At 71.7% G+C, this 13785-nt stretch carries 13 protein-coding genes; 2 read left to right on the top strand and 11 right to left on the bottom strand.

Features of this window, described 5'->3' with window-relative positions; translation table 11 throughout:
• The first annotated feature begins 103 nt into the window (after positions 1-103).
• Together ACYU7L_RS22140 and ACYU7L_RS22135 are read left to right on the top strand one after the other, a co-directional pair.
• Positions 104-1114 carry a zinc-dependent alcohol dehydrogenase family protein gene (locus ACYU7L_RS22140; RefSeq protein WP_460801148.1) on the top strand — a complete coding sequence of 337 codons (1011 nt, stop codon included), beginning with the start codon at positions 104-106 and terminating at the stop codon, positions 1112-1114.
• A gap of 12 nt (positions 1115-1126) precedes the next feature.
• The gene (locus ACYU7L_RS22135) at positions 1127-2143 is read left to right on the top strand and encodes a patatin-like phospholipase family protein (RefSeq protein WP_460801146.1); all 1017 of its coding nucleotides are present in this window, start codon (positions 1127-1129) and stop codon (positions 2141-2143) included.
• On the opposite strand, the gene ACYU7L_RS22130 is transcribed toward ACYU7L_RS22135, so the two are convergent.
• From ACYU7L_RS22130 to araA, 11 genes are all read right to left on the bottom strand, one after another.
• Complete coding sequence (locus ACYU7L_RS22130; RefSeq protein WP_460801144.1) at positions 2097-3227, bottom strand: AI-2E family transporter; 1131 nt, start codon at positions 3225-3227, stop codon at positions 2097-2099. The two genes, ACYU7L_RS22135 and ACYU7L_RS22130, sit on opposite strands and share 47 nt — an antisense overlap.
• A gap of 27 nt (positions 3228-3254) precedes the next feature.
• Complete coding sequence (locus tag ACYU7L_RS22125; protein ID WP_460801141.1) at positions 3255-3623, bottom strand: biotin/lipoyl-containing protein; 369 nt, start codon at positions 3621-3623, stop codon at positions 3255-3257.
• Positions 3624-3629: 6 nt separating this feature from the next.
• Positions 3630-3944 (bottom strand): hypothetical protein, encoded by a 315-nt coding sequence (locus ACYU7L_RS22120; RefSeq protein ID WP_460801138.1) that lies wholly within the window; start codon positions 3942-3944, stop codon positions 3630-3632.
• Positions 3941-5521, bottom strand: coding sequence for an acyl-CoA carboxylase subunit beta (locus ACYU7L_RS22115; RefSeq protein WP_460801136.1), 1581 nt, complete (start codon positions 5519-5521; stop codon positions 3941-3943). Before ACYU7L_RS22115 ends, ACYU7L_RS22120 begins: the two co-directional genes overlap by 4 nt.
• Positions 5518-7029 (bottom strand): methylmalonyl-CoA carboxytransferase subunit 5S, encoded by a 1512-nt coding sequence (locus ACYU7L_RS22110; protein ID WP_460801133.1) that lies wholly within the window; start codon positions 7027-7029, stop codon positions 5518-5520. The genes ACYU7L_RS22115 and ACYU7L_RS22110 overlap by 4 nt, the downstream gene beginning before the upstream one ends.
• A gap of 95 nt (positions 7030-7124) precedes the next feature.
• Complete coding sequence (gene epsC, locus ACYU7L_RS22105) at positions 7125-7748, bottom strand: serine O-acetyltransferase EpsC (RefSeq protein ID WP_460801131.1); 624 nt, start codon at positions 7746-7748, stop codon at positions 7125-7127.
• A 2-nt stretch (positions 7749-7750) separates the two neighbouring features.
• The gene (cysK, locus tag ACYU7L_RS22100; protein ID WP_460801129.1) at positions 7751-8680 is read right to left on the bottom strand and encodes a cysteine synthase A; all 930 of its coding nucleotides are present in this window, start codon (positions 8678-8680) and stop codon (positions 7751-7753) included.
• A 384-nt stretch (positions 8681-9064) separates the two neighbouring features.
• On the bottom strand, positions 9065-10174 hold the full coding sequence (locus ACYU7L_RS22095) for an aldose epimerase family protein (RefSeq protein WP_460801128.1): 1110 nt from the start codon (positions 10172-10174) through the stop codon (positions 9065-9067).
• A gap of 2 nt (positions 10175-10176) precedes the next feature.
• Entirely contained in the window at positions 10177-11166 is a 990-nt protein-coding gene (locus ACYU7L_RS22090; protein WP_460801126.1) for a LacI family DNA-binding transcriptional regulator, read from the bottom strand.
• 53 nt (positions 11167-11219) lie between these two features.
• Entirely contained in the window at positions 11220-12215 is a 996-nt protein-coding gene (locus ACYU7L_RS22085) for an aldo/keto reductase (protein WP_460801124.1), read from the bottom strand.
• A 33-nt stretch (positions 12216-12248) separates the two neighbouring features.
• Complete coding sequence (gene araA / locus ACYU7L_RS22080; protein ID WP_460801122.1) at positions 12249-13760, bottom strand: L-arabinose isomerase; 1512 nt, start codon at positions 13758-13760, stop codon at positions 12249-12251.
• Positions 13761-13785 lie beyond the last annotated feature (25 nt).

Here is a 13785-nt window from a genome sequence, read left to right as displayed (position 1 = left end):
GGACCGTCGTCGGCAGAGGCGATGGTCCCGCGCTCCTGCCGGAGGACAGGGACGGGACGTCCGGCTCTGGTCGGTGCGACCGGTTGGTCGCAGGCTCGACGGCATGAGCATGCGCGCGTGGCAGAGCCGCGGGGACGGGATCGACCGGCTGACACAGGTCGACCTGCCGGTGCCCGAGCCCGGCCCCGGGGAGGTGCTGGTCCGGGTACGGGCCTGCGGCGTGTGCCGCACGGACCTCCACGTGGTGGAGGGCGACCTGCCTGAGCACCGCTCGCCGGTCATCCCCGGGCACGAGGTGGTGGGCATCGTCTGCGCCGTCGGCCCAGACCCGGCAGCCGGAGACCCCACCGTCGGCGACCGCGTCGGGGTGGCCTGGCTGCGCTCCACCTGCGGCAGCTGTCGGTGGTGTCGCGCAGGGGCCGAGAACCTCTGCCCCGACTCGCGCTACACGGGCTGGGACGCCGACGGCGGGTATGCGGAGCTCGTCACCGCCCCGGCCGCCTATGTCCACCGGATCCCCGAGGGCCTCGACGACCTGCAGGCGGCACCGCTGCTGTGCGCCGGCATCATCGGCTACCGCGCACTGCGGCGGGCCGACGTGCCACCGGGCGGCCGGCTGGGCATCTACGGGTTCGGGGCCAGCGCCCACCTGACCGCCCAGATCGCGATCGCCCAGGGTGTCGAGGTGCACGTGATGACCCGCGACGCCGCGGCCCGCGAGCTCGCGCTGGACCTGGGAGCCGCCTCCGCAGGGGGTGCCGACGATCCCGCCCCGGTCCCCCTCGACTCCGCGATCCTCTTCGCCCCGGTCGGCGACCTGGTCCCCGTGGCGCTGGCGGCACTGGACCGCTCCGGCACCCTGGCCGTCGCCGGGATCCACCTCAGCGACATCCCTCGACTCGACTACCAGCGACACCTGTTCTGTGAGCGGACGCTGACGAGCGTCACCTCCAACACCCGGGCCGACGCCGCCGAGCTGCTGCGGCTCGCGGTGCGCCTGGGAGTGCGCGCGACCGTCTCGCCCTACCCTCTGGGGCAGGCAAGGACGGCACTCGCCGACCTGCTCGCGGACCGGGTCCGCGGAGCAGCGGTGCTCGACACCACCATCGGCTGACCAGGAGGACCTGTGGCCCCATCCGTGACCCAGCCCGGGCGTGTCGCCCTCGCGCTGGGGGCCGGCGGCGCTCGCGGCTACGCCCACATCGGCGTCATCGAGGTGCTCGAGGAGCGCGGTTACCAGATCGTCAGCATCGCCGGCAGCTCGATGGGGGCCCTGGTCGGCGGCCTGCACGCGGCCGGCCGCCTCGGTCCGTACGCCGAGTGGGTGCGGGGCCTGAGCCAGCGCGACGTGCTGCGCCTGCTCGACCCCTCCTTGAAGGCGCCGGGCGCGATCCGCGCGGAGAAGATCCTGACCCGCGTGACCGAGCTGCTGGACGGCGTGCAGATCGAGGACCTCCCGATCACGTTCACCGCGGTGGCCACGGACCTGCTCGCCCGGCGGGAGGTGTGGTTCCAGGACGGCCCGGTCGACGCCGCGATCCGGGCGTCCATCGCGCTGCCCAGCTTCATCACCCCCGTGATGCTCAACGGCCGGCTGCTGGCCGACGGCGGGCTGATGAACCCGGTGCCGATCGCCCCCACCGCGTCGGCGCGCGCCGACCTCACCGTGGCCGTGCTGCTGGCCGGCGAGCAGGACGGACCACCTGCACCGACCCCCACGCGGGAGAGCGCCGAGGCGAGGCCGGTCGAGGAGTGGCTGGACCGCTTCCGCCGGTCGGCCGCGCAGGTGCTCGACCGCGACCTCGTCCGGCTCGTGACCAGCCGCTTCAGCAGGGGCGGCGCCCCGGGGGTCGAGGCGGAGGGGGTCTCCCCCGAGGCCGTCGCGGAGGTGCTGGTGGAGGACGTGTTCGGGGAGCTCCCGGCGGGGCTGCGGATGCTCGACGTGATGCAGCTGTCGCTGGACGCGATGCAGAGCGTGGTCACCCGCTACCGCCTGGCCAGCTATCCCCCGGACATCCTCGTGACAGTGCCGAAGACCGCTGCGCGGACGCTCGACTTCCACCGCGCGCAGGAGCTGATCGCGCTCGGCCGTGACGTCACGATCCGGGCTCTGGACAGCGAGACTCCCCGGCTGCGTCTGTAGCCGGTGGCTCCTCGACGCTCTGCGTCGACGAGACGTCGCTCACCAGCTCGTAGCGGCGGCCGTAGGTCTGGGCGAGCGCCTGGACCGCGGCCACCACCGGGACGGAGACCAACGCGCCCAGCGCCCCGAAGAGGGTGGCGCCCACGACCGCGGCACCGAAGCCCACGGCCGGGTGGATCGCCATCGTGCGCGAGGTGATCCGCGGCGAGAACACGTAGTTCTCGATCTGCTGGTAGACGATGCCGAAGACCACGACCCACAGCCCGTCGAGCGGGTCGTCGGCCAGGGCGACCAGAGCGGGGATCGCGATGGCCACATAGGTCCCCACGGTGGGGATGAACTGGGACACGAAGCCGGTCCAGATCGCCAACGGCAGCCAGTAGGGCACGCCGAGCGCCCAGAGCATCACCCCGGCGAAGAGCGAGCTCACGACGGCCAGGATCAGCTTCGAGACCACATAGCTGCCGGTCTTCTCGACCGCGATCTCCCAGACCGTCGAGATCACTCTCTGCTGACGGGGCGGGAACCAGCTCGACACCGTCCTGCGCAGCTGGGGCGCCTGAGCGGACATGTAGAACGTGAACAGCGTGAGGGTGAGCGCCTGGAAGAGGAACCCGAAGAGGGACGCGACGATGCCCACCAGCCCGGGTGCCAGGTCCTGGGCGATCTCGCCGGTGCGCTCGGGGGTCAGCTGCAGGGCGTCGTTGACGTCGCGCGGCCGCAGACTGGTCCCGAACGTGCGGTTGGCCCAGTCGACGACGTCGGCGACCAGGCCCGGGAGACTCGTGACCAACTGGCTGAGCTGGCTGACCAGCAGCGCGCCGAAGACAGCGAGGAACGCGAGCACGGCCAGGGCCAGTCCGAGGAGGACGGCTCCCGTGGCCAGGCCGCGTCGCCAGCCTCGGTGCTCCAGGCGGGCGACCACCGGCTCCATGCTGATGCTGAGGAGCCAGGCGAGGAAGACCAGGCCCAGGAAGCCGCGCAGACTCTGGAAGAGCCACACGGCGACTTGGAAGCCGGCGAGGGCGACGAGCACGAAGACCACCCCGCGCCGGAAGCTCGCCGGCAGCTGCGGGGTGGTCATGTGCGTATCTCCGGCCTCTCGCCGATGTCAGGAAAGTTCGACGAGCACCTGTCCCCCCTGGACGGCCGTGCCCGGCGCCACCAGGACGGCGGCGACGGTCCCGGCCTGGGGCGCGGTGATCTCGGTCTCCATCTTCATCGCCTCGAGGATGACCACGACGGCCCCTGCCTCGATCTCCTGGCCCTCCTCGACCAGCACGCGGGCGACGGTGCCGGCCAGCGGGGCACGGATGCCGTCGCCGCCAGCCCCGGTCGAGGCCGCTGCGGGCGCGGCCGTCGGCGGCGGAGCGAAGCCCCCACCCGCCATGAAGATCGACCCGATCGAGGGCCGCTGCTCCTCCTCCACCTCGACCTCGACGCCGTACTCGACACCGTTGACGGTCACTTTGAGCTGCATGGTTCCCTACCTCGACCCGTGGATGTTGTGGCGACCCTGGACCACGGCGCGCCCCTGCTGGGCGTAGGCCGCTCCGGTCCGGTAGTGCACCTGCTTGACCTTGGCGCGGTGCCCCAGGAAGGCCGCGACCGCCGCGGAGATCGCGACCACCACGTCCTCGCTGACCTCCGGCGCCGGTGTGTTGGCACGCAGCGCCGCGAGCTCGGACTCGAGCTGCTCGACGCGGTCGGTGAGCGCGCGGACCGCGGCGAGCAGCTCGCCGGCCGTCGGCCCACTCGGCTGCCCAACCGTCTGCCCAGCCGTCTGCTCTGGGGTGCTCACGTCGGGCCCAGCCCGTGCTTCTTGGCGGGCCGGATCGTGCGCTTGCTGACCAGGATCTCCAGGGCGCGCGAAACGTGCTCGCGGGTCCGGGCCGGCTCGATGATGTCGTCGACCAGACCGCGCGACGCGGCGACGTACGGCGTGGCGAACGTGGAGCGGTACTCCTCCACCATCTCCGCGCGCCGTGCCTCCGGGTCCTCGGCCGCGTCGATCTCGCGCTTGAAGACGATCTCGGCCGCTCCCTCGGCGCCCATCACCGCGATCTCGGCGGTGGGCCAGGCGAGCACCTTGTCCGCGCCGAGGTCCTTGGAGCACATGGCGACGTAGGCGCCGCCATAGGCCTTGCGCAGGACGACCGTGATCTTGGGGACCGTCGCCGCCGAGTAGGCGTAGAGCAGCTTGGCCCCGTGCCGGATGATGCCGTTGTGCTCCTGGGCGACGCCGGGCAGGAACCCCGGCACGTCCACCAGCGTCAGCAGCGGGATGTTGAACGCGTTGCAGAAGCGCACGAAGGCCGAGCCCTTGTCGGAGGCGTTGATGTCGAGCACCCCGGAGAGGACCAGCGGCTGGTTGGCCACCACGCCCACGGTGCGTCCGGCGATGCGAGCGAAGCCGACGACGATGTTGGCCGCATAGCCGGCCTGCACCTCGAGGAAGTCGCCACGGTCGACGATGCGCGCGATGACCTCGCGGACGTCGTAGCCCTTCTTGTCCGAGACCGGGACGACCTCGGCGAGCGCCGGGTCGGGCTCGACCACATAGTCCGGGTCGACCACCGGCGGGTCCTCGGAGTTGTTCTGCGGCAGGAAGCTCAACAGCTTCTGCGCGATCAGGATCGCCTGCTCGTCGTCATCCGCCACGAAGTGGTTGACTCCCGAGATCGCCATGTGCGTGTCGGCGCCGCCGAGCGCGTCGGAGGTCACCTGCTCGCCGGTCACCTTGGCGATGACGTTGGGCCCGGTGATGAACATGTGGGCCTTGCGGGTCTGGATCACGAAGTCGGTCAGCGCCGGCGAGTAGGCCGCACCGCCGGCGCACGGGCCGGCGATGATCGAGATCTGCGGGACCACGCCGGACAGGAGGACGTTGTTGTAGAAGACCCGGCCGTAGCCGGCCAGCGATCCGATGCCCTCCTGGACGCGCGCGCCGCCGGAGTCGTTGATGAAGACGAACGGCGTCCCGGTGGCGAGGCTGGCCCGCATGGTCGCGGCGACCTTGTTGGAGTGGATCTCCCCCGCGCTGCCGCCGGCGACCGTGAAGTCCTGGCTGGCCACGTGGATCGGGCGGCCGAGCACGGCGCCCTCCCCGGTGACCACGCCGTCGGCGGGCAGGTCGGCTCCCTCGAGCCCGAAGTAGGTCGACTGGTGGGTGGCGAACATCCCGGACTCCTCGAAGGTGCCGGGGTCCAGGAGCGTGGCGACGCGCTCGCGGGCGGTCAGCTTGCCCTGCTCGTGCTGCCTCTCCAGCCGCTTCTCACCGCCGCCCTTCGCGATCCTGGCCCGGCGCTCGAGGAGCTCCTCGGTGCGCTCCTGCATGGTGGCCTGGTGGTGCTTCTTCTTGCTCACGGTTTCCCTCATGCCCTCTCGACGGTGACGTGGTGGGACTTGCCGTCCAGGCGCACGTCATAACGGATCGGCCCCTTCACCGGACCTGCCCCGGTCGACTTCGACAGCTCGTCGGCGGCCACCTCGGCGGGGTCCTTGCCGACGTTCTTGGGTCCCTGCGGGCGATCCCGGAAGAACCCAGGAGCCACGCCGGGGAACATCGCGTAGGTCAGCACGTCCTCGTCGGTGCCGTCGGCCCCCTCGAGGGCGTTCGCCTCACTGACGAGGCGGTCCCACTCGGGCTCGATCAGGTCGGCGGGCCGGACGTCGATCGGCTCCTTGCCGGTCTGCGCCTTCGCCGCCTCGACGATCTCCGGGTCGCGCTCGCCGAGGGTCGCGCCGTAGTAGCCCAGCATCAGGTCGGCGAACTCGGCCGTGAGCGCCTTGTAGGGGCCCATCAGGGTGTTGAACACCGCCTGGGTCCCGACGATCTGGCTCGACGGGGTGACCAGCGGGGGGTAGCCGGCTGCGGCACGCACCTTGGGCACCTCGAGGAGGACCTCGCGGAGCCGGTCGCCCGCGCCCTGCTGGCGCAGCTGGCTCTCCATGTTGGAGATCATCCCGCCGGGGATCTGGCTCTTGAAGATCTCGGTCTCGACGCCGGTGATCGCGGACATGAACTGGGTGTACTTCGGACGCACCTTGGCGAAGTGGTCCTTGATGCTCACCAGGCGGTCGTCGTCGAGGTTGGTGGTGTAGCCGGTGCCGCGCAGCATCTCGACGAGGGACTCGGTGGGGTTGTGGCCCGGCCCGAGCGAGAGCGAGGAGATCGCGGTGTCGACGACGTCGGCACCGGCCTCGATCGCCTTCATCAGGCTGACCAGCGTCACCCCGGTCGTGGAGTGGCAGTGGACGTGGATGCGGGTGTCCTGCCCCAGGTCGTCCTTGATGGCCTTGACGATGTCGTAGGCCGGCTGCGGCTTGAGCAGCGCCGCCATGTCCTTGATGCACAGCGAGTCGCAGCCGAGCTCCATCAGGTCGCGCGCCATCTGCACGTAGCCCTCGACGGTGTGCAGCGGGGACTCGGTGTAGCAGATCGTGCCCTGCGCGTGCTTGTCGACGCGGCGTACCGCAGCGATGGCCTGCTTGACGTTGCGCACGTCGTTGAGGGCGTCGAAGACCCGATAGACGTCCATCCCGTTCTCGGCCGACTTCTCCACGAAGCGGTTGACCACGTCGTCCTCGTAGTGGCGGTAGCCGAGCAGGTTCTGCCCGCGCAGCAGCATCTGCAGCCGGCTGTTGGGCATCAGCTCACGGAAGGTGCGCAGCCGCTCCCACGGATCCTCGTTGAGGAAGCGGATGCACGCGTCGTACGTCGCACCACCCCAGCACTCCACTGACCAGTAGCCGGCGGCGTCGATGTCGGCACACGCGTCGACCATGTCCTCCATCGCCATCCGGGTCGCCATCAGGCTCTGGTGCGCGTCGCGCAGCGCGAGCTCGGTGACGCCGATTTCACGGGGCATCGGGTTCTCGGTCATGATCCCACCCTGCACCATCTAGCTACGGCGTGCAGCCCCTGCCGGGCATCTGCTGTATGACGCATTCTCGTGCTCCTCCAGTGGTGTGCGGACGATCAGATGAAGAGGGCCGGGTCGACCATGTCCCCGCTACCGGCCCCCACCTCGGCCCCTCCCCGGAGACCCCGGGTGGTGGCGGGGATCCCGACGACGGTGGTGTCGGGCTCCACGTCGTGGACGACCACCGCGTTGGCCCCGACCCGGGCGTCGTCGCCGACGCTCACGGGTCCCAGGACCCGGGCGCCGGTGCCGAGGACGACGCGGTCACCCACGACGGGATGACGTCGCCCCCTGGCGGTGGAGCGGCCGCCCAGCGTCACGCCGTGATAGAGCATCACGTCGTCGCCGATGCGGGTGGTCTCGCCGATCACGACGCCCATGCCGTGGTCGATGAAGAACCGCCGCCCGATCACCGCCGCGGGGTGGATCTCGATGCCGGTGACCGCGCGCGAGGCGTAGGCGAGCAGCCGGGCGGGCAGGCGCAGGCCGGGACGCGACCAGAGCCGGTGCGCGAGCCGGTGCAGCCAGACCGCGTGCAGCCCGGGAGAGGTCAGCACCGTCTCCAGCGCCGAGCCGGCGGCCGGGTCGCGCAGCCGGGCCGTGGCGATGTCCTCGCGCAGCCGGACGAGCGCGCCGGGGGCCCCGGGGGCCTCAGTGGCCCAGGATGAGGTCGTCGCCATCTTCAGTCCATCAGGTCGCTGAAGAGGACCGTGGACAGGTAGCGCTCACCGAAGGACGGGACGATCACGACGATCGTCTTGCCCGCGTTCTCGGGCCGGGAGGCCACCTGGGTCGCGGCGGAGATCGCGGCACCCGAGGAGATGCCGACGAGCAGCCCCTCCTCCGTCGCCGTACGACGCGCCCAGGCCACGGCGGTCTCGGAGTCGACGTCGATGACCTCGTCGTAGACGCCGGTGTCGAGGTTGCCCGGGACGAAGTTGGCCCCGATGCCCTGGATCTTGTGGGGGCCGGGCTCGCCGCCGTTAAGGATCGGCGACTCGGCGGGCTCCACCGCGACCACCTGCAGGCCGGGCTTGCGCTCCTTGAGGACCTGGCCGACCCCGGTGATCGTGCCGCCGGTGCCGATGCCGGCCACGACGATGTCGACGGTGCCGTCGGTGTCGCGCCAGATCTCCTCGGCGGTCGTGCGGCGGTGCACCTCCGGGTTGGCGGGGTTGTCGAACTGGCGGACCAGGACCGCACCGGACTCCGCGCCGATCTCCTCGGCCCTGGCCACGGCGCCGCTCATCCCGTCGCTGCCGGGCGTGAGCACGAGCTGCGCGCCGAAGGCACGCAGCAGGGCTCGTCGCTCCTTGGACATCGTGTCGGGCATGGTCAGCACGACCTTGTAGCCGCGGGCCGCGCCGACCATCGCCAGCGCGATGCCGGTGTTGCCCGAGGTCGCCTCGACGATGGTGCCGCCGGGCTTCAGTGCCCCGGACTCCTCGGCAGCCTCCACCATGGAGACGCCGATCCGGTCCTTGACGCTGTGGGCGGGGTTGAAGTACTCGAGCTTGGCCAGCACGGTGGCGCCGGCGTCGCCCACCACCCGGTTCAGCCGGACCAGCGGGGTGTTGCCCACGAGCTGGGTGACGTCGTCATGGATGTGCATGTGTGCTCCTCGGTGCGAGTGTCGTCGGCGCCGCCGGTGGGCGGGCCGCGGTCAGGACGTCCAGGACGTCCGACACATCGCCGAGCGCACGTGGCAGTGGTCCACCACGCGCCGCCGCGTCAACAGCACCGAGCGAGCTCGACGCTGGTTCAACACGCACACGATCGTCGGCCGGAGCCTGTTGCACTGACCTCGCTCAAGCATGGCGCACGCTCCCAGCGCGGACCTGCGGCGTGCGTTGCTCCATGGATCCTCCGGGTCGGGTACTCAGCAACCGTCTCGCACCGCGCCGTCGGGGCACAGGGACCAAATCCCCGTGGCCGGGGGACCAACCGCCTGCACCGGTCGATCGATGCCCGATCGCACCGGCGGGGCCGCGCCGGCTCAGCTCCGATCCGGTCGGGTGAACCGCAGCTCGCTGGTCCAGCGATAGGTCTCGCCCGGGCGGAGCACCGCGCTCGGCCACTCGGGCCGGTTCGGGGAGTCCGGGAAGAGCTGCGGCTCCAACGCGATGCCGGCGCCCTGACGATAGAGCGCTCCGCCGGTCCCTCGGGCGGTCCCGTCGAGGAAGTTGCCGGTGTAGACCTGCAGGCCCGGCTGGTCGCTGTGCAGCGCCATCCGCAGGTCGCCGCGCCCCGCCTCGAGCACCGCCACCTCGCGCAGCTGTCCAGCCTCAGCCGGCCCCTCCGCCGCGCGCAGCACGAAGTTGTGGTCGATGCCCCTGGCCCCCAGCACCTGGGAGTGGGGTCGGCGCACCTGTCCGCCGACGAGGGTGGGGCCTCGGAAGTCGAAGGGCGTCCCGCCCACCAGCTCGTGCTCGCCGAGCGGGATCGCGGTGGCGTCCGTGGGGGTGTAGCGATCGGCGTGCACCGTCAGCAGGTGCTCATCGATGCTCGGCGCATTCTCGCCGTCGAGGTTGTAGTAGGCGTGGCTGCTGAGGTTGACCACGGTGGGTGCGTCCGTGGTCGCGACGCACTCGGTGCGGACCGTGTCGCCCTCCACGCGCACCGTGAGCCGCACGTCGAGGGCACCGGGGAAGCCCTGGTCGCCGTCGGGGCTGTGCAGGGTGAGCACCGCGTGGTCGGGACCGGTCTCGGCGAGCTGCCAGACCCGGCGATCGAAGCCGTCGGGTCCCCCGTGCAGGTTGTGCCCGTGGTCGAAGTCGTCGAGGCGGTGCTCGACCCCGTCGAGGACGAACCGCGCGTCGGCGATGCGGTTCGCATAGCGCCCCACGACGGCGCCGATGTAGTCCGTGGACGCGAGGTGGTCGGCGACCGCGGGATGGCCGAGCACGACGTTGCGCCGGGCACCCGAGGAGGTGGACACCTCCAGGCGGTGCAACGAGGCCCCCAGCTCGATCAGCTCGACGACGACGCCGGGGGCCTGCCCCAGCACGACGCTGTGCACCGGCCGTCCGTCGGGCATCGTGTCGAAGACCCGGGGGACGTAGGGGGGGACGTGGTGGGGGACGGTCTCGGAGACCTCGGTGGACATGTTCACTCCTTCTGGGGGGAGGGCCCGCTCGAGGCCCGTTCGACGAGCCGGGCGGGCACCAACGCGACGACCGGGTCGACCTCGCCGTCGAGGGCGCGCACCAGGAGGTCCACGGCCCGGCCGGCCAGCTCGGCGAAGTCCTGATGGACGGTGGTGAGCGGAGGACTGAAGTAGGCCGCCTCCGGCAGGTCGTCGAAGCCGACGACGCTCACGTCGTGCGGCACCGCCCGGCCCGCCTCGCGCAGCGCGAGCAGCAGGCCCAGCGCCATCTGGTCGTTGGCGACGAAGACAGCCGTCACGTCCGGGTCGGCGGCGATGGACGCGCCGGCGGCATAGCCGCTGGCGGCGGTCCAGTCGCCCGACCACTCGCGGCCCGGCTGGGCCCCGGCCTCGGCATGCGCGGCGAGCCAACCCTCCCGGCGCTCGCTCGCCTCGATCCAGGCGGCCGGCCCGGCCAGGTGGGCCACCGAGCGGTGCCCGAGGCCGAGCAGGTGCGAGGTCGCCAGCATCCCGCCCTCTCGCTGGGCGACTCCGGCGGTCAGCGGCTGACCGCCGATGACGCCCTCCACGAGGATCACCGGCACCCCCAGGTCCAGGTGCTGGCCGAGGGTGAGCGCCTCCCGGTGGGTGACCGCGACGACCAGTGCCTCGACCGACTGCTCGAGGAGTCGGCGCACGGCACTGCGCAGCGTCGTCGCCGTCACGTCCGCGAGGCTGACCAGCGCGATCTCGTAGCCGGCCGCGAGCGCCGCGTCCTGCAGGGCGTTGGCCACCATCGCCGGCCCCCGCTCGTCGACGTGGGCGACGACGACGCCGATCCGACCGGACCGGTTGGTGACCAGGGCACGGGCGGCGCTGTTGCGACGATAGCCCAGCTGGTCGATGGCCTCGAGCACCTTGCTGCGGGTCTCCGGCCGGACGAGCGGGGAGTCGTTGAGGACCCGGGAGACGGTCTGATGGGAGACCCCCACCATCCGGGCGACGTCCGCCATGCTCGGTGGCCGACGCGGCCTGACGGCGCCTCGCGCGGCGCCCCCGGAGGGACTCACCATCGCGGGTGCACGCCCGCGCGGAAGTGCTCGTCGTAGATGCGGTGCACTCCCCCGTCGAACTCGGCGCCGAGCGGCGGCACGTCTCCGGCCCGCGCGTTCGCGAGCGCCTGCTCACGGTTGCGGGCACCGGGGATCACGGTCGTCACTCCCCGCTGCTGCCACAGCCACGCGATCGCCGCCTGGGCCGGTGTCGTCCCCGCAGGCGCCAGCCGCTCCACCAGCTCGGTGAACTCCTGGGCCGCCTGCACCCCGGTCTCGAACGGCACCCCGGAGAAGGTCTCGCCGACGTCGAAGGCGCTGCCGTCACGGTTGTAGGTGCGGTGGTCGTCGGCCGCGAACGTCGTGTCGCGGCGGTAGCGCCCCGACAGCAGTCCCGAGGCCAGCGGCACCCGGGCGATGATGCCCACCCCGGCGGCCTCGGCGGCCGGCAGGACCTCGTCGAGCGGCTTGAGGCGGAAGGCGTTGAGGATGATCTGCACCGACGCCACGTGCGGGCGTGCGATCGCGCTGAGCGCCTGGGCGACGGTCTCCACGCTCACGCCGTACGCCGCGATCCGGCCCTCCTCGACGAGCGTGTCGAGCGCGTCGTACGTCGCGTCCGCGTCGATGACCTCCGACGGGGGGCAGTGCAGCTGGACCAGCTGGAGCCGGTCCACGCCGAGGTTCGTGCGGGAGCGGTCGATCCACTCCCGGAAGTGCTCCATGACGTAGCTCTCCGGCACCTGGTCGGCACGGCGTCCCATCTTCGTCGCGACCGTGAGGTCGGCGTCGCCGTGCGCCGCGAGGAACCGGCCGAGGATCTGCTCGCTGCGCCCGTCGCCGTAGACGTCCGCGGTGTCGAAGAACGTCACCCCCGCCTCGAGGGAGCTCTCCAGCACCTCCCGCGCCGCGGACTCGGTGACATCCCCCCAGTCCGCGCCGAGCTGCCAGGTGCCCAGCCCGACGACCGACACCTCTCGTCCGGTGCGTCCCAGTCCTCGCTGCTCCATGCCGTCCTCCTCCATGTGTGGTGCCCGCGCCGGCTACAGTCGCGCGGCGAGCCGGTGGTACGCCGCATTCCAGCGCAGCTCGCGCTGGAACGACCGGGGGGTCGTGTCGCGGTCGATGACCACCAGCTCAGTACCCGTCATCTCCGCGAAGTCTTCCAGCACCTCCACACCGATCGCCTTCGACAGCACCGTGTGGTGCGGCGCGCCCGCCATCAGCCACGACTCCGCCGACACCGCCAGGGAGGGCAGAGGACGCCAGACGGCGCACGCGACGGGCAGCCGCGGCAGGTCCTCGTCGGGCTCGACGACCTCGATCTCGTTGACCGTGAGGCGGAACCGGTCGCCGAGGTCGGACAGGCCTGCGACGACGGCCGGGCCGGGGTCGGCGGTGAAGCGCAGGCGCACCGGGTCCTCGCGGCCGCCGATCGCGAGCGGGTGGATCTCCAACGAGGCCGTCTGCGACGTGATCGTCGGGCAGACCTCGAGCATGTGGGCACCGAGGATCTTCTCCTCCCCGGGGACCAGGTGGTAGGTGTAGTCCTCCATGAACGACGTGCCGCCGGGGAGGCCCGCGGCCATCGCCTTGGTCGCCCGGAGCAGCACCGAGGTCTTCCAGTCGCCCTCGCCGCCGAAGCCGTAGCCGTCCGCCATCAGCCGCTGGACCGCGAGGCCCGGCAGCTGCCGCAGTCCGCCCAGGTCCTCGAAGTTGGTCGTGAACGCCCCGAAGTCTCCCGCCTCGAGGAAGGTCCGCAGGCCGAGCTCGATGCGGGCGCCGTAGCGCAGGGACGCGTGCCGCGCTCCGGAGGGCAGCAGCTCGGGGGCGACCCGGTAGCTGTCGGCGTACTCCGTCACCAGCTTGTCGATGTCGGCGTCGGCCACCTGGTCGACGACCGCCACCAGGTCGTTGACGCCGTAGGTGTTGACCGACACGCCGTAGCGCAGCTGGGCCTCGACCTTGTCGCCCTCGGTCACGGCCACGTCGCGCATGTTGTCGCCGAAGCGCGCGAGGCGCAGGTGGCGCAGCTCGTCGCGGCCGACTGCGGCCCGCGCCCACTGGGACACCCGGCGGGCCACCACCGGCGAGGCGACGTGCCCGGCGACGGTCTTGCGGGCGACACCGATCCGGCTCTGGATGTAGCCGAACTCGCGGTCGCCGTGGGCGGCCTGGTTGAGGTTCATGAAGTCCATGTCGATGGTCGACCAGGGCAGCTCCATGCCGGCCTGGGTGTGCAGGTGCAGCAGCGGCTTGGCCAGCGCGTCCAGGCCCGCGATCCACATCTTGGCGGGCGAGAAGGTGTGCATCCAGGCGATCACGCCGACGCACTCCGGCGCGGAGTTGGCCTCGAGCATCTGGCGGTGGATCGACGCCGCGTCCAGCAGCACCGGCTTCCACACGACCTCGCACGCCACGTCGAGCACGTCCTGGAGGCGGGCGGTGATCTCACGCGACTGGCTCGCGACCTGGTCGAGCGTCTCGGGTCCGTAGAGCCCCTGGCTGCCCGTGAGGAACCATATCTGGGCGGTGGGCGAGGCGACGGTGGTCATGGTGATCCTCCAGGTGCAGGCCGGT

Source organism: Nocardioides pacificus (assembly GCF_054775955.1).
The sequence above is the reverse complement of the archived record's forward strand: the minus strand, read 5'-3'. Positions and strand labels throughout refer to the sequence as shown.